The 16,252-nt window shown below is 54.9% G+C and carries 17 protein-coding genes and 1 pseudogene; 10 read left to right on the top strand and 8 right to left on the bottom strand.

Annotated features, from left to right (window positions below):
- The first annotated feature begins 71 nt into the window (after positions 1–71).
- A complete protein-coding gene (locus tag DBY73_RS16885) occupies positions 72–623 on the top strand; it encodes a TetR family transcriptional regulator (RefSeq protein ID WP_112012226.1) in 552 nt (183 codons plus the stop codon).
- A gap of 17 nt (positions 624–640) precedes the next feature.
- Here DBY73_RS16885 and arsC read toward each other — a convergent pair whose 3' ends face one another.
- From arsC to DBY73_RS16930, 7 genes and pseudogenes are all read right to left on the bottom strand, one after another.
- A complete protein-coding gene (gene arsC / locus DBY73_RS16890) occupies positions 641–1,072 on the bottom strand; it encodes a glutaredoxin-dependent arsenate reductase (RefSeq protein WP_112012227.1) in 432 nt (143 codons plus the stop codon).
- A gap of 12 nt (positions 1,073–1,084) precedes the next feature.
- Positions 1,085–2,374 (bottom strand): arsenic transporter, encoded by a 1,290-nt coding sequence (locus DBY73_RS16895; protein ID WP_112012228.1) that lies wholly within the window; start codon positions 2,372–2,374, stop codon positions 1,085–1,087.
- A 41-nt stretch (positions 2,375–2,415) separates the two neighbouring features.
- The gene (locus DBY73_RS16900; RefSeq protein ID WP_112012229.1) at positions 2,416–2,736 is read right to left on the bottom strand and encodes a metalloregulator ArsR/SmtB family transcription factor; all 321 of its coding nucleotides are present in this window, start codon (positions 2,734–2,736) and stop codon (positions 2,416–2,418) included.
- Between the two features lie 231 nt (positions 2,737–2,967).
- Positions 2,968–3,237, bottom strand: coding sequence for a hypothetical protein (locus DBY73_RS16905; protein ID WP_112012230.1), 270 nt, complete (start codon positions 3,235–3,237; stop codon positions 2,968–2,970).
- A 49-nt stretch (positions 3,238–3,286) separates the two neighbouring features.
- Positions 3,287–3,511 (bottom strand): annotated as a pseudogene (locus DBY73_RS16910) (site-specific integrase); the annotation flags it as partial.
- Positions 3,512–3,657: 146 nt separating this feature from the next.
- Positions 3,658–5,334, bottom strand: a complete 1,677-nt coding sequence (locus DBY73_RS16915; RefSeq protein WP_112012231.1) for a DUF4041 domain-containing protein — start codon at positions 5,332–5,334, stop codon at positions 3,658–3,660.
- 787 nt (positions 5,335–6,121) lie between these two features.
- Positions 6,122–7,807 carry an aspartate:alanine antiporter gene (locus DBY73_RS16930; RefSeq protein ID WP_112012234.1) on the bottom strand — a complete coding sequence of 562 codons (1,686 nt, stop codon included), beginning with the start codon at positions 7,805–7,807 and terminating at the stop codon, positions 6,122–6,124.
- A 273-nt stretch (positions 7,808–8,080) separates the two neighbouring features.
- On the opposite strand from DBY73_RS16930, the gene DBY73_RS16935 reads away from it, so the two are divergent.
- The gene (locus DBY73_RS16935; RefSeq protein WP_112012235.1) at positions 8,081–8,452 is read left to right on the top strand and encodes an inner membrane protein YbjM; all 372 of its coding nucleotides are present in this window, start codon (positions 8,081–8,083) and stop codon (positions 8,450–8,452) included.
- Between the two features lie 39 nt (positions 8,453–8,491).
- Here DBY73_RS16935 and DBY73_RS16940 read toward each other — a convergent pair whose 3' ends face one another.
- Positions 8,492–8,761, bottom strand: a complete 270-nt coding sequence (locus tag DBY73_RS16940) for a GrxA family glutaredoxin (protein ID WP_112012236.1) — start codon at positions 8,759–8,761, stop codon at positions 8,492–8,494.
- Between the two features lie 185 nt (positions 8,762–8,946).
- On the opposite strand from DBY73_RS16940, the gene nfsA reads away from it, so the two are divergent.
- From nfsA to DBY73_RS16980, 8 genes are all read left to right on the top strand, one after another.
- Positions 8,947–9,669 (top strand): nitroreductase NfsA, encoded by a 723-nt coding sequence (gene nfsA, locus DBY73_RS16945; protein WP_112012237.1) that lies wholly within the window; start codon positions 8,947–8,949, stop codon positions 9,667–9,669.
- 63 nt (positions 9,670–9,732) lie between these two features.
- The gene (rimK, locus tag DBY73_RS16950; RefSeq protein WP_112012238.1) at positions 9,733–10,635 is read left to right on the top strand and encodes a 30S ribosomal protein S6--L-glutamate ligase; all 903 of its coding nucleotides are present in this window, start codon (positions 9,733–9,735) and stop codon (positions 10,633–10,635) included.
- A 63-nt stretch (positions 10,636–10,698) separates the two neighbouring features.
- Entirely contained in the window at positions 10,699–11,175 is a 477-nt protein-coding gene (locus DBY73_RS16955) for a YbjN domain-containing protein (RefSeq protein ID WP_112012239.1), read from the top strand.
- A gap of 348 nt (positions 11,176–11,523) precedes the next feature.
- Complete coding sequence (potF, locus tag DBY73_RS16960) at positions 11,524–12,636, top strand: spermidine/putrescine ABC transporter substrate-binding protein PotF (RefSeq protein WP_112012240.1); 1,113 nt, start codon at positions 11,524–11,526, stop codon at positions 12,634–12,636.
- A 98-nt stretch (positions 12,637–12,734) separates the two neighbouring features.
- A complete protein-coding gene (gene potG, locus DBY73_RS16965; RefSeq protein ID WP_112012241.1) occupies positions 12,735–13,868 on the top strand; it encodes a putrescine ABC transporter ATP-binding subunit PotG in 1,134 nt (377 codons plus the stop codon).
- Between the two features lie 9 nt (positions 13,869–13,877).
- A complete protein-coding gene (gene potH / locus DBY73_RS16970; protein ID WP_112012242.1) occupies positions 13,878–14,831 on the top strand; it encodes a putrescine ABC transporter permease PotH in 954 nt (317 codons plus the stop codon).
- Complete coding sequence (gene potI, locus DBY73_RS16975; protein ID WP_112012243.1) at positions 14,828–15,673, top strand: putrescine ABC transporter permease PotI; 846 nt, start codon at positions 14,828–14,830, stop codon at positions 15,671–15,673. The genes potH and potI overlap by 4 nt, the downstream gene beginning before the upstream one ends.
- A gap of 65 nt (positions 15,674–15,738) precedes the next feature.
- The gene (locus tag DBY73_RS16980; RefSeq protein ID WP_112012244.1) at positions 15,739–16,212 is read left to right on the top strand and encodes a YbjO family protein; all 474 of its coding nucleotides are present in this window, start codon (positions 15,739–15,741) and stop codon (positions 16,210–16,212) included.
- The last annotated feature ends 40 nt before the right edge of the window (positions 16,213–16,252 follow it).

The following is a 16,252-nucleotide window of genomic DNA, read 5'->3' on the forward strand; positions in this document are numbered from 1 at the left end:
CCGGAAGTACAACAGTAGCGACAACACTAGCAAGTATGTGTACATTTGTACATAAACTACGTGAGGATTTTATGAGCAGACCCCCGAACGACCCTCAACGCCGCGAGAAGATCCTTCAGGCGACGCTGGACACCATTGCCGGGCATGGCGTCCACGCGGTCACGCATCGCAAAATTGCCAGCCGTGCGGGCGTGCCGCTGGGCTCGATGACCTACTATTTTGACGGCATGGAGCAGCTTATCGAGGAGGCGTTCGTCTGGTTCACCCTGCAAATGTCGAAGCAGTATCGTGATTTTTTTGCAGGCGTCACCGGGCCAGAGATGGCCTGCGAATCCATCACCACCCTGATCCACAGCTCAGAGGTGACTACGCCGCAGAATATGGCGCTGATGTACCAGCTTTATGCCTTAATGCACCGCAGCGCGGCGCTTAAAACGGTGATGCAAGACTGGATGAAAATGAGCCAGGAAACGCTCGGGCAGTGGTTCGACCCGGTGACCACCCGCGCGCTGGACGCGTTCATTGAGGGAATGACGCTACATTTCGTGACGGACAGGCAGCCGCTGTCTCGGGAGGAGATCCGCGCGATGGTAGGACGGATTGCGGGGGAAAGCGGCCGCTAGCGTGCCGCTTGTCCGCATCACGGCCTGAGGATTTTTTTCCCGGCGGCGTCGATCACCGCTTCACCGTCTTCCTTGCTGAATGCCCCTTTTTGCGCATCCGGCAGGATCTCCAGCACCATCTCCGAAGGCCGGCAAAGGCGGGTGCCGAGCGGCGTAACCACAATCGGTCGGTTAATCAAAATCGGATGTTGCAGCATGAAGTCAACGATCGCATCGTCTGGGATGCTTTCATCGGCCAGCCCGAGCTGCGTGTACGGCTCGACGTTTTTGCGCAGCAGATCGCGCACGGAAATACCGATATCGGCAATCAGCTTTACCAGCTCGACCCGCGACGGCGGGTTCTCGAGGTAAAGGACAACGTCCGGCTCAACGCCGCTGTTGCGGATCATCTCCAGCGTGTTGCGGGACGTGCCGCACGCCGGGTTGTGATAGATAGTGATGTGGCTCATAGGAGGTGCTCGCTATAGGGTAAAAGAGAGACGTAACGCCAGCGCGGCGAGCGTCACAAACAGAACGGGCAGGGTCATGATAATCCCCGTTCGGAAATAGTATCCCCACGTAATGGTGATATTTTTCTGCGCCAGCACGTGCAGCCAGAGCAGGGTAGCAAGGCTGCCGATTGGCGTGATTTTCGGCCCCAAATCGCAGCCAATCACGTTGGCATAAATCATCGCCTCTTTAATCACGCCCGTCGCCGTGCTGCCGTCGATGGACAGCGCGCCAATTAGCACCGTAGGCATGTTGTTCATGATTGATGACAGAAACGCGGTGATGAACCCCGTCCCCAGCGTGGTTGCCCACAGCCCGTGCGCCGCCAGCAGGTTCAGCACGCCTGAAAGCGCGTCCGTTAACCCGGCATTTCGCAAGCCATACACCACCAGATACATCCCCAGCGAGAAGATCACGATCTGCCAGGGCGCGCCGCGCAGCACCTTTCCGGTATTAATGGCGTGGCCGCGCTTTGCGACGGCATACAACACCAGCGCGCCGACGGTAGCGATGGCGCTGACCGGCACGCCGAGAGGTTCAAGAACGAAGAAGCCGACCAGCAAAAGAACCAGAACAACCCAGCCCGTTCTGAAGGTGGGGTGATCGTTAATCGCCAGGGCGGGCCGTTTGAGCTTGCCCAGGTCGTAGACCGGCGGAATGTCTTTACGGAAGAACAGGTGCAGCATCACCAGCGTGGCGGCGATGGCCGCGATATCTACCGGGATCATCACCGACGCGTACTCCGTGAACCCGAGCGTAAAGAAGTCTGCGGAGACGATATTCACCAGGTTAGAGACAATCAAAGGCAGGCTGGCGGTGTCCGCGATAAATCCGGCCGCCATCACGAAGGCCAGCGTGGACCGCGTGCTGAATCCAAGCGCCAGCAGCATCGCGATGACGATAGGCGTCAGGATCAGCGCCGCGCCATCGTTGGCAAAGAGCGCGGCCACGGCGGCGCCCAGCAGTACGATATAGCTGAACAGCAGTCGACCCCGCCCTTTACCCCAGCGCGAAACGTGCAGGGCTGCCCATTCGAAAAAGCCGGACTCGTCCAGCAGCAGGCTGATGATGATGACCGCAATAAAGGTTGCCGTGGCGTTCCAGACGATATCCCAGACTACCGGAATGTCGTCAAGCCCGATGACTCCGCAGGCCAGCGCCAGCGCGGCCCCGAGGGTGGCACTCCAGCCGATGCTGAGCCCCCTGGGCTGCCAGATAACCAGAATCAGCGTGAAGAGAAAAATCGCACCTGCCAGAAACATGATTGGCTCCGTTATATCTGTTTCGATGAATGTGTTGTGGTTTAGCATGCACCGCGCTGGAGGGTTTTGAGCTTTGATCGAATCTCGTCCCGCAGGCAGTTCCAGGCGCTGTCGATATTCGCCGCCGCCCACGCGGGCATGGTGGGGGACAGGCGGTAATAGATCCATTTCCCTTCTCGGCGATCGCTGACAAGGCCTGATTCACGCAGTATGGCCATATGCCTTGAAACTTTGGGCTGCGCTTCCTCTGTGGCAGCGCAAATATCGCAAACGCAGAGCTCTCCGGCCTCGCGAAGCAGCATGACGATGGCTAAACGGGTTTCATCTGAAAGCGTTTTGAAAAGCTGAAGCGGATGGTGCATCGGATGCCTCGCGGTTAGAGGGATGACACATATGGTAAATCATATGTGTTTGGTTGCATAGAGGGAAAGCTGAGGGGAATTTCAGGCAACAAAAAAAATATTTATGTAAACGAGTTAGTTAAAACAACGACTTGAAAGATAATCAATAAGTTAGATTAGTGGTAAGGAGTGGCGATTACGGGGCAATGCCAACCGCTGCTGCCACTTTGTCGCCACTTGGATCATCATGACTTACTTTAAACGCCAGGGGCCTTTCTCCTCGACTTGCTCCACCATTCCCTCTGACTCAAGTTCGCGGAGAAGGGCTACTGCCCAGTATTGTTGCTGTGTACTTGGGGCTTTAGGGTAATCTCCCCAGTCCAGACCGCAGAGACGAAATACTTCTGCTTGCTTAACGCCTTTACCATTTATGCGTCCATCAGGATGCTTTGCCAAAGCAGAAAGAGCTAATTCTTTAGCTTTAGTTCGAAGTTCTAAGCCCTGTTTCTGTAAATCATTCATAATCAATCTCCCTGATAATCAAGACCATCCTAATGATACTCCGCGAATGTCAGGCGCGCACGTGAACTGCATCTAAGGGTGTTTGACCCATGGTTTCCAGGGGATTAAAGCATAGGGCCGTTTCCAGTTGATCGGGCGCGAGGTGGGCATAGCGCAGAACGTGGGCGAGTTGACCGCGTGGGAGCACGATAGAGGTCTTATCCATTACGGATAAAAACTGGAAATAGCAGGCGGTAAAAATCCTAAAGCCATCTAGAGCTATGAACTGTTAATGCTCACTACGCCGGAGGGACAGCATTCGCAGGTCCATTTTCATAAGTCGAGTTTCGTACTTCCATAAAAAAGCCCTCATGTCTGAGGGCTAAATTTGACTGTGTGTATAAACAGTGGTCGGCGTATAATTATGTGAAATCACCTATGTCAGGCAACAACGAGTTCTTCGTTAGCAACCTGCGCGGCCGATCGTTCATTCTCAATTGCTAGAGACTCTCTATATTCTTTGGCATTTGCAAACATCGTCCAGTGTGCATCGATATTCAAATTGGTTACAGTTGATTTAATTTCTTTAATGCCAACATTAAAGAACTCCTTCCGTGAATTAACCTTGTTAACCTGTTTTTCATTAAATACTTTATGCAGATGATTCTCTAATGCAGGCGCATCATCACTGTAAATCATTGCATGTACATCAAAGGCGAATGGAACACTGGCATCACTAAGTTCACGAACACGGTCTAGAGGTTCAAGGCGACGCGTCATACCAATTTTGTAAACATCTTCACCGAACGAGCCTATATTACTTATAACATATACATGTCCTGAGCGAGTTTGCTGAGCCATCGAAATAGCACGCTGATTTTTGGCTTCAGCCTCTTCGTATTTAATTTGTAATTCAGCCAATTTCTGCTCAAGAGCGAGTCTTTGCTCTTCACCTGCAAGCATCAACTCTTTAGTAGCCTTGTCTATAGCCTGCTGAATTGTTTTCTCTTCTTTCTCGGCTTCTTTTATCGCTCTTTCGTACTCTCGACGTGCTTTTTCTTCTTCGCGCAACTGCTCTTTAATACGCCTTTGTTCTTCTTTTTCTTCGAGCATAATTTCATTAACGGCAACGCCCCATTTTAGTTCGTTGAGTCGGGCTTGTAAGTATATATCAGTGATCTTGGCCGACCTAAAAGCTGAACCGTTGTAATTCACAAGCTGAAATGCGTCTTTAATTTCTTGGGAAAGTTTACCGTAATTGTTATGTTTGATCTTAGAAAGCGTACTATCAACTTTTCCGTTGAACGCATCTAACACAAATTTTATTGCAGTGTTACGTCTGCTAGGTTCGACGTAATCACAACTTGCAGCTTTGCTCGTTTTGATTAGAGACTTTGTTAGCTCTCTGGCTTTTTGTAGCTCTCTGCCTGCATCAGTAAATTCATAATTCTCAGCAAGTTCATCCAGAACGCTTCGGTTTGGAATAATCCATTCATCACCGTACCCTTCTATCTTATTTTTCATTGACTTGGCTACAGCTTGGTAGGTTTCTGCAAATTCTTTTGCTTCATATGCTGAGCCGGCGATTTCTTTTGCTCTGCTCTCTGCATCTGCAACTATTTTCATTGCATTATCATTAGCATTAGAGATTAGCTCATCGGCCCTGCTATAGGCGTTATCCAAGCGCTCCTTGGCTTTTAAACGAGCATCGCGAGCGTCTTTAGTTATTACAACTGCTTCATTATTAGCATTACTTAACGTTAGTTGGGCTTTGTTTTTTGCTTCTAAAACGATGTTTGAAGCTTTAAGGTGTGCTTCATTTACTGTTTTTTGGGCAATAGAGTCAGCTGTTTTTATCGTCTTTTTTGCATCCAGGACCGCGCTATGCAGCTCTTCATACTGCCATAATGGAGCCGCTCTTCCTTCCAGCTCTGAATACTGTCTTATAACGTTGGCTAAATTTTCTTTACTTTGATTCAATTCACTCGAAAGAGCCGCCTTTCGATCATTAAGCGCTTCGATCTCGACCTTATGTTGTTTACTCTTGTTGAACAAAATCGCTGTGAGGATGGGGGCGAGTAAGGCGAACAACAAAACTAAAATTAGAAAAAAATCCATTTCTAAACCCTATTACTGAATCAGTGTGAAAATGTTGTGCTTCTTATGTGAGGTGTATCTTGTGGATCTAATAAAGCACACTCAAATTGTCTTCTGCAGCAGAAATTTTAATCATTCCTATCGGCAGCCTTGTAATCATTCTAACGGAGTGGTTTCCATCACTATTGATCAAGTAGTGCCTATCTAGCACTTTTATGAATTTTTGATCGAAAATGTACGGGGCAGGCCATCATAAACATTATCTGAAGATAAAAGATTGGTAGGAAGATATGATGAGTTAACACGCAAGAAGCATCTTCAACTATTTTGGATATCAGTGAGAACAAATGAGCCAGTTTTTCAATTGTTGCTCTTTTTGTACATTGTTTTATACCGTACCTTGTGGTTAACCAAATGAGAGATTAGCCGGTTTAAGCGCGCAATGACATGTGTTGATCACCAAGTTATGTGCCGAGTTTTTTGCGCTGGGATGATGCAGGCGCTGTTGCTTTGGTTGAATTGTTGCACGCGATTGAAACGGCTTAAGGCGAAGATTTTGCAGCCAGGATAAAGCGCTGCCGCCACTTTGTGGTCATGTATGGAAAAGTGGGTCTGTAAGGGATTGATTTACCGGGTAGAAAATTCAGGCAACAAAAAACCCATCAACCTTGAACCAAAACGGCGGGGTTGATGGGCTCCACAAATTGGGGACATCAAAGAAAAGCAGTGGCACTAGTTATGACTGCCCCCTGCGTAAAAAGTTCTGCGCATCGCGAAAATTATTTTCGTCAATGCGCAAACTTAAGACTTATCCGAGACCTGGCCAGATGATGATGATAAGCGTACCTGCCAGGGTCAGCAGCACGTTGGCGATTGCGTAGGTGCCCGCATAGCCCAGAGCAGGGATGTTGCTGCGCGCGGTGTCGCTGATGATCTCCATCGCCGGCGCGCAGGTGCGGGCCCCCATCATCGCGCCGAAGAGCAGGGCGCGGTTCATGCGCAGCACGTAGGCGCCAAACAGGAAGCAGATCACCACCGGCACCAGGCTAACGATAAGGCCGGAAACCAGCATCTGCCAGCCCACGGCGCCCAGGCCGCTGCCGATACCGCTGCCCGCGCTCAGGCCAACCCCGGCCATGAAGACCATCAGCCCGAACTCTTTCACCATGTTTAGCGCGCCCTGCGGGATGTAGCCGAAGGTTGGGTGGTTTGCGCGCAGGAAGCCGAGCATGATACCGGCGAACAGCAGCCCGGCGGCGTTGCCGATGCCGAAGCTGAAGTTGCTGAACTGGAAGGTAATCATCCCGATCATCAGGCCCACGATAAAGAAGGCGCAGAAGGCCAGCAGGTCAGTCACCTGGCTGTGGATGGAGATAAAGCCGATACGGTCGGCAACCGTTTTCACGCGCCGCGTGTCGCCGCTCACCTGCAGGACATCGCCCTTGTTGAGAACGATATTGTCGTCGATCGGCATTTCGATCTGGCTGCGGATGACGCGGTTCAGGAAGCAGCCGTGGTCCGTGAGCTTCAGCTGCGCCAGGCGGCGGCCCACCGCGTTGTGGTTCTTCACCACAATCTCTTCGGTCACGATGCGCATATCGAGCAGGTCGCGGTCGAAGACCTCTTTACCGTTGCGAAAGCTTGGGTCGAGGCGGGCGTGAGCGTCCGGGTATCCCACCAGGGCAATATCGTCGCCCATCTGCAGTACCGCATCGCCGTCCGGGTTTGCCAGAATGCCGTTGCGTCGGATGCGTTCGATGTAGCAGCCCGTCTGGCGGTAAATCCCCAGCTCGCGCAGGTTTTTACCGTCGGCCCAGGCCACCAGCTCGGGGCCGACGCGATAGGCGCGGATAACCGGAAGGTAGACTTTTCGCTTGGTGTCGGTGTCCAGTCCGCGCTCGCGCGCAATTTGCTGGGCGCTGGTCTGCAAGTCCTGGTGCTGCAGTTTCGGCAGATAGCGCGCCCCCACGATCAGGCTGACCAGCCCGATCAGGTAGGTCAGGGCATAGCCCAGGCTCAGGTTATCGAGCGCGCTGGAAAGCTGCGCACCGGCCATGCCGGAATGGCGCAGGGTGTCGCCCGCGCCCACCAGCACCGGCGTTGAGGTCATGGAGCCCGCAAGCATACCGGCGGTCAGGCCGATATCCCATCCGAACAGCTTGCCCAGCCCGAGCGCCATCAGCAGCGCGCTGCCCACCATCACCAGCGCCAGCATCAGGTAGTTTTTGCCGTCGCGGAAGAAAATAGAGAAAAAGTTCGGCCCGGCCTCCACGCCCACGCAAAAAATAAACAGCATGAAGCCTAAGTTGAGCGCGTCCGTGTTAATGCTGAAGTGCTGCTGGCCTAATAATAAGGAGACGACTAAAACGCCAATGGAATTACCAAGTTGAACTGAGCCCAGGCGCAATTTACCCAGACAAAGGCCCAGTGCGAGTACCACAAATAATAACAGGATGTAATTCCCATTTAACAAGTCTGCGACGTTTATATTCACGGAGGCTAACTTCTTGTTTACCAGTAAGTTGTTGAATGAAGAGGCTATTTGGGCTACTGTTTTGAACGTCAGGGGCCTGTTCGATCTTTCCCTGATGCATGACTCAATTCCCTAAAACAATAGCAAGCGGTTAGTTTAATCGTATTAGCTATCTACAGCTACCTATTATCGCACTACCCTGTGCGAGTTCTGGCACGGATTGCCACATGCTTTATCTGACTGGGCGTCCATTGGACGAAGGTGTATTTGATAGAGAAAAGTCAGGAGGATCGTTTGAACATTACGCGTAATTGGGCGGGCGTGGTCAGCTGCTTTTTGCTGTTCATCGTCGTGTGCGTGTCGTTAGCCTTTAACGTAAAAGGGGCGTTTCGCGCATCCGGTCATCCCGAACTGGGCCTGCTCTTTTTTACCCTGCCGGGGGCGGCGGCCAGCTTTCTTTCACGGGGCGGTGAAGTCGTTAAACCTCTACTTGGCGCGATTCTGGCGGCTCCGCTCTGTTTGCTGTTGCTGCGTCTGGTGTTTGTCACATCGCGTTCGTTCTGGCAGGAGCTGGCGTGGCTGTTAAGCGGCGTATTCTGGTGTGCGCTGGGCGCGCTGTGCTTTTTGTTTATTCGCAGCCTGCTGCACCGACGTCGTCACAAATAAAAACGCCCTCGGTCGAGGGCGTTTCTGAACTCACTGAATTTACTGAGCGGCAAACAGGCCCAGATTTTCTTTGGCGTAGGCTTCAAAGTCCGTGCAGCCGCCAATGTGTTTCTGATCGAGGAAAATCTGCGGTACGGTTTCAACCGGTTTACCCACGGTTTTTTCCAGATCGGCTTTAGTGATGCCTTCGGCGTGGATATCCACATAGCGGAAGTTGAAGTCATCACGCTCTGCGGTCAGCTTCTCAGCCAGCTCTTTTGCGCGCACACAGTAAGGGCATCCTGGACGACCAAAAATTACTGCAAACATTTCTCTCTCCTCAAAATACAAGCCAAACGGCGAATGACACCTAGTGTGCACGATAACCGGCCGCAATGGAAAGAAGGTTTCACCTGTCACTTTGATACAGTGAGGCTATGTTTCGCCAATTACACGGCGTGCCGCATTGCCTATACTGGCTGGCATATGTGTAACGAAAGACCAAGAGAGATAAGATGACGCCAACGATTGACCTGCTGCTTTCCCACCGCTCCATTCGCCATTTCACCGGAGAGCCGATTACCGAAGCGCAGCGCGAAGCCATTATCAACAGCGCGCGCGCCACGTCCAGCTCCAGCTTCCTGCAGTGCAGCTCCATTATCCGCATTACCGATCCGGCGATGCGCGAGCAGCTGGTGACCCTGACGGGCGGGCAAAAGCACGTCGCGCAGGCGGCGGAGTTCTGGGTTTTCTGCGCCGATTTCAACCGTCATCTGCAGATTTGCCCTGAAGCCCAGCTGGGGCTAGCGGAACAGCTGCTGCTGGGCGTGGTCGATACCGCGCTGATGGCGCAAAACGCTTTTACGGCGGCGGAGTCGCTTGGCCTGGGCGGGGTTTATATCGGCGGGCTGCGTAACAATATCGAAAGCGTAACCGAGCTTCTGAAGCTGCCGAAACACGTTCTTCCGCTGTTTGGCCTGTGCCTCGGCTGGCCGGCAGATAACCCGGACCTGAAGCCGCGTATTCCCGCGGCGATGCTGGTGCATGAAAACACCTATCAGCCCGTGGATCGGGATGTGCTGGCGCAGTACGACGACGAACTGGCGAACTACTATTTAACGCGCGACAGCAACAACCGCCGCGACACCTGGAGCGACCACATCCGCCGCACCATCATCAAAGAAAATCGTCCGTTTATTCTTGAGTATTTGCATAAGCAGGGCTGGGCGACGCGATAGTCATTTCTCCTGCGCCTCGTGTATGATAGGCGGGCTTTTACCATGTCTTTAGAGAGGTGCAGGGTGAAAATTGCCATTTTGTCCCGGGATGGAACGCTCTATTCATGCAAACGCCTGCGGGAAGCGGCGGCGAAGCGCGGCCACCAGGTTGAGATCCTCGATCCGATGTCCTGCTATATGAACATCGATCCGGCCGCGTCCTCCATTCACTACAAGGGCCGCCAGCTCCCCCGTTTTGATGCAGTGATCCCGCGCATTGGCTCCCAGAATACCTATTACGGCATGGCGGCGCTGCGCCAGTTTGAGATGCTCGGCAGCTATCCGCTCAACGAATCGGTCGCCATTTCCCGCGCCCGCGACAAGCTGCGCTCGCTGCAGCTCCTCGCCCGGCAGGGCATCGACCTGCCCGTGACCGGCATTGCCCACTCGCCGGACGACACCAGCGATCTGGTGGACATGGTGGGCGGCGCGCCGCTGGTCATCAAGCTGGTCGAAGGGACGCAGGGGATTGGCGTGGTGCTGGCCGAAACGCGGCAGGCGGCGGAGAGCGTAATCGACGCGTTCCGCGGCCTCAACGCGCACATTCTGGTGCAGGAATATATTGAAGAGGCCAAAGGCTGCGATATCCGCTGCTTCGTGGTCGGCAATGACGTGGTGGCCGCCATCGAGCGCCAGGCGAAAGAGGGCGATTTCCGCTCGAATTTACACCGCGGCGGCGTGGCCCGCATTGCGACTATCACCGAGCGCGAGCGCGACATGGCGGTAAAAGCGGCGCAAACGCTCGGGCTTGACGTGGCGGGGGTCGATCTCCTGCGCGCGGACCGCGGGCCGCTGGTGATGGAAGTCAATGCGTCTCCCGGGCTGGAAGGCGTAGAAAAAACGACGGGCGTCGATATTGCAGGTAAAATGATCTCATGGATCGAACGCCATGCGACGCCGGGTTTTTGCCTGAAAACGGGCGGGTAAATAGATTACCAGGCGCTTTTTGCGTAAGGTATGTAACGTTTTTATTAAAGAGGCTGCACAGCGATGGATTTACAGGTAGTTCCAACCCTGGATACGTTACGTCAATGGCTTGATGATGCGGGAATCACCTTTTTTGAATGTGACTCCTGTCAGGCGCTGCATCTGCCTCATATGCAAAACTTCGACGGCATTTTTGATGCCAAAATCGATCTGATTAACGACGTGATCCTTTTTTCTGCGCTGGCCGAGGTGAAACCGTCCGCGCTGCTGGCGCTGGCATCTGACCTTTCTGCGATCAACGCCAGCTCGTTGACGGTGAAGGCCTTTCTCGACATCCAGGATGATAATCTTCCCAAGCTGGTGGTTTGCCAGTCGTTACTCTCGGGTGCGGGGCTGTCGTTTAAGCAGTTTTCCGCGTTCATGCACATGAGCGAGGAGCAGATTTCGATGGTGATGATGGAAGCGAATGCGCACCATCTGCTGTATAGCGCCGAGGACGATGCGGAAAATACCGACGCGTCGCCCAACTTTCTTCACTAAGCCGGTTTGATTTCCGCGCAGCCGCTGCCACGGCGGCTGCATAACCCCCTTTTTTCTGCTGCCGTTAACCTTCCTTTAAAGAATTTTTCACCTTACTCCGGGCCATTTTGGCTTATCACATAGACTTAACCTGCATAAAAAATTGATAAAAGGCGTTTTTTCGTCTGGGCTATAGGCGCAGACACGGGCTACAGTTATTCTTGCGGTGCTTAAAAAAGCGAGCGATTCCTGCCGAAATAGACACGTTTTCTTTTCGGCCTAAGCGAAAAAGTATGCATGATTCTTGCATACCTTCAGCGTGCACAGTTTTAGCTCGAATGTTAACGAGCTTTCAGAAGGAATAACGATATGATCGCCTTGAATAAAAAATGGGTATCGGGTCTGGTTGCGGGTGCGCTGATGGCCGTCTCTGCCGGCACGCTCGCTGCGGAACAAAAAACGCTCCACGTCTACAACTGGTCTGACTATATTGCGCCGGATACTGTCGCAAACTTCGAAAAAGAGACCGGCATTAAGGTCGTTTACGACGTCTTTGATTCCAACGAGGTGCTGGAAGGCAAGCTGATGGCGGGCAGCACCGGCTTTGACCTGGTTGTCCCCTCCGCAAGCTTCCTTGAGCGTCAGCTGACGGCGGGCGTGTTCCAGCCGCTGGATAAAAGCAAGTTACCGAACTGGAAAAACCTCGATCCGGAGGTGCTGAAGCTGGTGGCGAAGCACGATCCGGACAATAAATACGCAATGCCTTATCTCTGGGCGACCACCGGCATCGGCTTTAACGTCGACAAAGTGAAGGCGGCGCTGGGGCCGGACGTGAAGCTGGACAGCTGGGACGTGGTGCTCAAGCCGGAAAACCTGGCGAAGCTGAAAAGCTGCGGCGTCTCCTTCCTGGATGCCCCGGAAGAGATTTTCGCCACCGTGCTCAACTACTTAGGCAAAGATCCGAACAGCAGCAAGGCCGATGATTACACCGGCCCGGCCACCGACCTGCTGCTCAAGCTGCGTCCGAACATTCGCTACTTCCACTCTTCCCAGTACATCAACGATCTGGCTAACGGCGATATCTGCGTCGCCATCGGCTGGGCGGGCGACGTCTGGCAGGCGGCGAACCGCGCGAAAGAGGCGAAAAACGGCGTTAACGTCTCGTACTTCATTCCGAAAGAGGGCGCGCTGGCCTTCTTCGACGTCTTCGCGATGCCGGCCGATGCGAAAAACAAAGATGAGGCCTATCAGTTCCTCAACTACCTGATGCGCCCGGAGGTGATCGCCCACATCAGCGATCACGTCTATTACGCGAACGGTAATAAGGCCTCCGTGCCGCTGGTCAGCGAAGAGATTCGTAACAACCCGGCGATTTATCCGCCTGCGGACGTGTTTGCCAAGCTCTTCACCCTCAAAGTGCAGGACCCAAAAATTGACCGCGTGCGCACCCGCGCGTGGACCAAGGTGAAAAGCGGTAAATAATCCCTTGTCGTAGGCCGGGCAAGCGAAGCGCCCCCGGCAACAGGCGCACCGTTCTGGTGCGCCTGCACCATGATTTGATCTCTGCCGGAGAACACCCCGTGAACGATGCAACTCCCCGCCCGCAGGCGAAAGTCCGTAAAGCGCTGACCCCGCTGCTTGAAATTCGTAACCTCACCAAATCCTTCGACGGCCAGCACGCCGTGGACGACGTTAGCCTGACCATCTATAAGGGCGAAATTTTTGCCCTGCTCGGCGCGTCCGGCTGCGGGAAATCGACCCTGCTGCGCATGCTGGCCGGTTTTGAACAGCCGACCGCCGGGCAGATCGTGCTCGACGGGGTCGATCTCTCCAGCGTGCCGCCGTACCAGCGCCCGATCAACATGATGTTCCAGTCCTACGCGCTCTTCCCGCACATGACCGTGGAGCAGAATATTGCGTTCGGCCTGAAGCAGGACAAGCTGCCGAAAGCCGAGATTACCGCCCGCGTGGCGGAAATGCTGAGCCTGGTGCACATGCAGGAGTTCGCCAAACGCAAGCCGCACCAGCTCTCCGGCGGCCAGCGTCAGCGCGTGGCGCTGGCCCGCAGCCTCGCCAAGCGCCCTAAGCTGCTCTTGCTCGACGAGCCGATGGGGGCGCTGGATAAAAAGCTGCGCGACCGCATGCAGCTGGAAGTGGTGGATATCCTCGAGCGCGTGGGCGTGACCTGCGTGATGGTCACTCACGATCAGGAAGAGGCGATGACCATGGCCGGGCGCATCGCGATCATGAACCGCGGCAAGTTCGTACAGATTGGCGAGCCGGAAGAGATTTACGAGCACCCGACCACCCGCTACAGCGCGGAGTTTATCGGCTCGGTCAACGTCTTCGAAGGGCTGCTGAAAGCGCGTCAGGACGACGGCCTGGTGATTGAATCGCCGGGGCTGGTGCATCCGCTGAAGGTTGATCCTGATAACTCCGTCGTTGACAACGTGCCGGTTTACGTCGCGCTGCGGCCGGAAAAAATCATGCTCTGCGAAGAGCCGCCTGCCGACGGCTACAACTTTGCCGTCGGGGAGGTGGTGCATATCGCCTATCTGGGCGACCTTTCCATCTACCACGTTCGCCTGAACAGCGGGCAAATGCTCAGCGCGCAGCTGCAAAACGAACATCGCTTTCGCAAGGGCCAGCCGACCTGGGGCGACGAAGTGCGCCTGTGCTGGGACGCGGACAGCTGCGTTGTGCTGACGGTATAAGGAGCGGCCATGAGTACATTTGAACCACCGTCCCGCGTTCACAGGCCGGGCGGGTTTGCGCCCTGGCTGGCGCGGATGAAGATGGCGCACGGGCGCAAGCTGGTGATTGCCATGCCGTACGTTTGGCTGATCCTGCTGTTCCTGCTGCCGTTCCTGATCGTCTTCAAGATCAGCCTGGCGGAAATGGCGCGGGCGATCCCGCCGTACACCAACCTGCTGGACTGGGCCGACGGGCAGCTCACGCTGACGCTGAACCTGGGCAATTTCCTCCAGCTGACGGACGATCCGCTCTATGTCGAAGCCTATCTGCAGTCGCTGCAGGTGGCGGCGATCTCGACGATCTGCTGCCTGCTGATGGGTTATCCGCTGGCGTGGGCGGTGGCGCACAGCAGGCCGTCTACGCGTAACATCCTGCTGCTGCTGGTGATCCTGCCGTCGTGGACCTCGTTCCTGATCCGCGTGTACGCGTGGATGGGGATCCTGAAGAACAACGGCATCCTCAACAACTTACTGCTGTGGCTGGGGGTTATCGATCAGCCGCTGACCATCCTGCATACCAATCTCGCGGTCTATATCGGGATTGTGTATGCCTACCTGCCGTTTATGGTGCTGCCGATCTACACCGCGCTGACGCGCATTGATTATTCGCTGGTGGAGGCGTCTCTGGATCTGGGCGCGCGGCCGCTGAAGACCTTCTTCAGCGTGATCGTCCCGCTGACCAAAGGCGGCATTATTGCCGGATCGATGCTGGTGTTTATCCCGGCGGTAGGGGAGTTTGTGATCCCCGAACTGCTCGGCGGCCCGGACAGCATCATGATTGGCCGCGTGCTGTGGCAGGAGTTCTTCAACAACCGCGACTGGCCGGTGGCCTCGGCGGTGGCGATCGTGATGTTGCTGCTGCTGATCGTGCCGATCATGTGGTTCCACAAGCACCAGCAGAAGCAGATGGGGGAGCGCGGATGAACAACTTACCGGTAGTACGCTCTCCGTGGCGGATCCTGATCCTGGTGATTGGCTTTACCTTCCTGTACGCGCCGATGCTGATGCTGGTGATCTACTCCTTCAACAGCTCAAAGCTGGTGACGGTATGGGCGGGCTGGTCCACGCGCTGGTACAGCGAGCTGTTTCACGACGACGCCATGATGAGCGCGGTGGGGCTGAGCCTGACGATCGCGGCGCTGGCCGCGACCATGGCCTGCGTGCTGGGCACCATCGCCGCGCTGGTGATGGTGCGCTTCGGGCGTTTTCGCGGCTCGACGGGCTTTGCGTTTATGATCACCGCGCCGCTGGTCATGCCGGACGTCATCACCGGCCTGTCGCTGCTGCTGCTGTTCGTCGCGCTCGCCCACGCCATCGGCTGGCCGGCGGATCGCGGCATGCTGACGATCTGGCTGGCGCACGTTACCTTCTGTACCGCGTACGTGGCGGTGGTGATCGCCTCGCGGCTGCGCGAGCTGGACCGCTCCATTGAGGAGGCGGCGATGGACCTGGGCGCCACGCCGCTGAAGGTCTTTTTCGTCATCACGCTGCCGATGATTATGCCCGCGGTGATCTCCGGCTGGCTGCTGGCGTTTACCCTGTCGCTGGACGATCTGGTCATCGCCAGCTTCGTCTCCGGCCCGGGGGCCACCACGCTGCCGATGCTGGTCTTCTCCAGCGTGCGCATGGGCGTTAACCCGGAAATTAACGCTCTGGCGTCGATCATCCTTGGCGTGGTCGGAATTGTCGGATTTATCGCCTGGTACCTGATGGCGCGCGCGGAAAAACAGCGCGTGCGTGATATCCAGCGTGCAAGACGCGGCTGAAGCATTTAAAATTTCCAGTGATGTGCCGCGCATGACGCGGCGCTGTTTTTCAGGGAAGTAAAACATTGGGATTCTTTCAAAAAACACGTCATTCGCACGCTCGTCCGAACGTTCCTGCGCTGGTGCAGGTGGCGGCGCTCGCCATTATTATGATCCGCTGCCTGGACGTGCTGATGATTCTGAACACGCTGGGCGCGCGCGGCATTGGCGAATTTATTCACCGCAGCGTGCAGACGTGGAACCTGACGCTGGTCTTTTTTGCCAGCCTGGTGCTGGTGTTTGTTGAGATTTACTGCGCGTTCTCGCTGGTGAAAGGGCGCAACTGGGCGCGCTGGGTCTACCTGCTGACGCAGGTGACGGCGGCCAGCTATCTCTGGGCCGCGTCGCTGGGTTACGGCTATCCGGAGCTGTTCAGCATTGCGGGCGGGTCCAGGCGCGAGATTTTCCATTCGCTGGTGATGCAAAAGCTTCCGGATATTTTGGTCCTGTGCCTGCTTTATCTTCCGGCGTCCAGCCGGAGATTCTTTCGCCTGCAATAAAATAACGTATATAATCGCAGCCCCCGTGATTCTTAAGGTC

The organism is Enterobacter sp. RIT418, from assembly GCF_003057745.1.
GTDB lineage: Bacteria > Pseudomonadota > Gammaproteobacteria > Enterobacterales > Enterobacteriaceae > Enterobacter.

Coding starts and splice junctions, on each gene's coding strand:
- DBY73_RS16885 (WP_112012226.1), top strand. CDS start 72: ATGAGCAGACCCCCGAACGACCCTCAACGCCGCGAGAAGATCCTTCAG.
- arsC (WP_112012227.1), bottom strand. CDS start 1,072: ATGAGCCACATCACTATCTATCACAACCCGGCGTGCGGCACGTCCCGC.
- DBY73_RS16895 (WP_112012228.1), bottom strand. CDS start 2,374: ATGTTTCTGGCAGGTGCGATTTTTCTCTTCACGCTGATTCTGGTTATC.
- DBY73_RS16900 (WP_112012229.1), bottom strand. CDS start 2,736: ATGCACCATCCGCTTCAGCTTTTCAAAACGCTTTCAGATGAAACCCGT.
- DBY73_RS16905 (WP_112012230.1), bottom strand. CDS start 3,237: ATGAATGATTTACAGAAACAGGGCTTAGAACTTCGAACTAAAGCTAAA.
- DBY73_RS16915 (WP_112012231.1), bottom strand. CDS start 5,334: ATGGATTTTTTTCTAATTTTAGTTTTGTTGTTCGCCTTACTCGCCCCC.
- DBY73_RS16940 (WP_112012236.1), bottom strand. CDS start 8,761: ATGTTTGCAGTAATTTTTGGTCGTCCAGGATGCCCTTACTGTGTGCGC.
- nfsA (WP_112012237.1), top strand. CDS start 8,947: ATGACGCCAACGATTGACCTGCTGCTTTCCCACCGCTCCATTCGCCAT.
- DBY73_RS16955 (WP_112012239.1), top strand. CDS start 10,699: ATGGATTTACAGGTAGTTCCAACCCTGGATACGTTACGTCAATGGCTT.
- potF (WP_112012240.1), top strand. CDS start 11,524: ATGATCGCCTTGAATAAAAAATGGGTATCGGGTCTGGTTGCGGGTGCG.
- potH (WP_112012242.1), top strand. CDS start 13,878: ATGAGTACATTTGAACCACCGTCCCGCGTTCACAGGCCGGGCGGGTTT.
- potI (WP_112012243.1), top strand. CDS start 14,828: ATGAACAACTTACCGGTAGTACGCTCTCCGTGGCGGATCCTGATCCTG.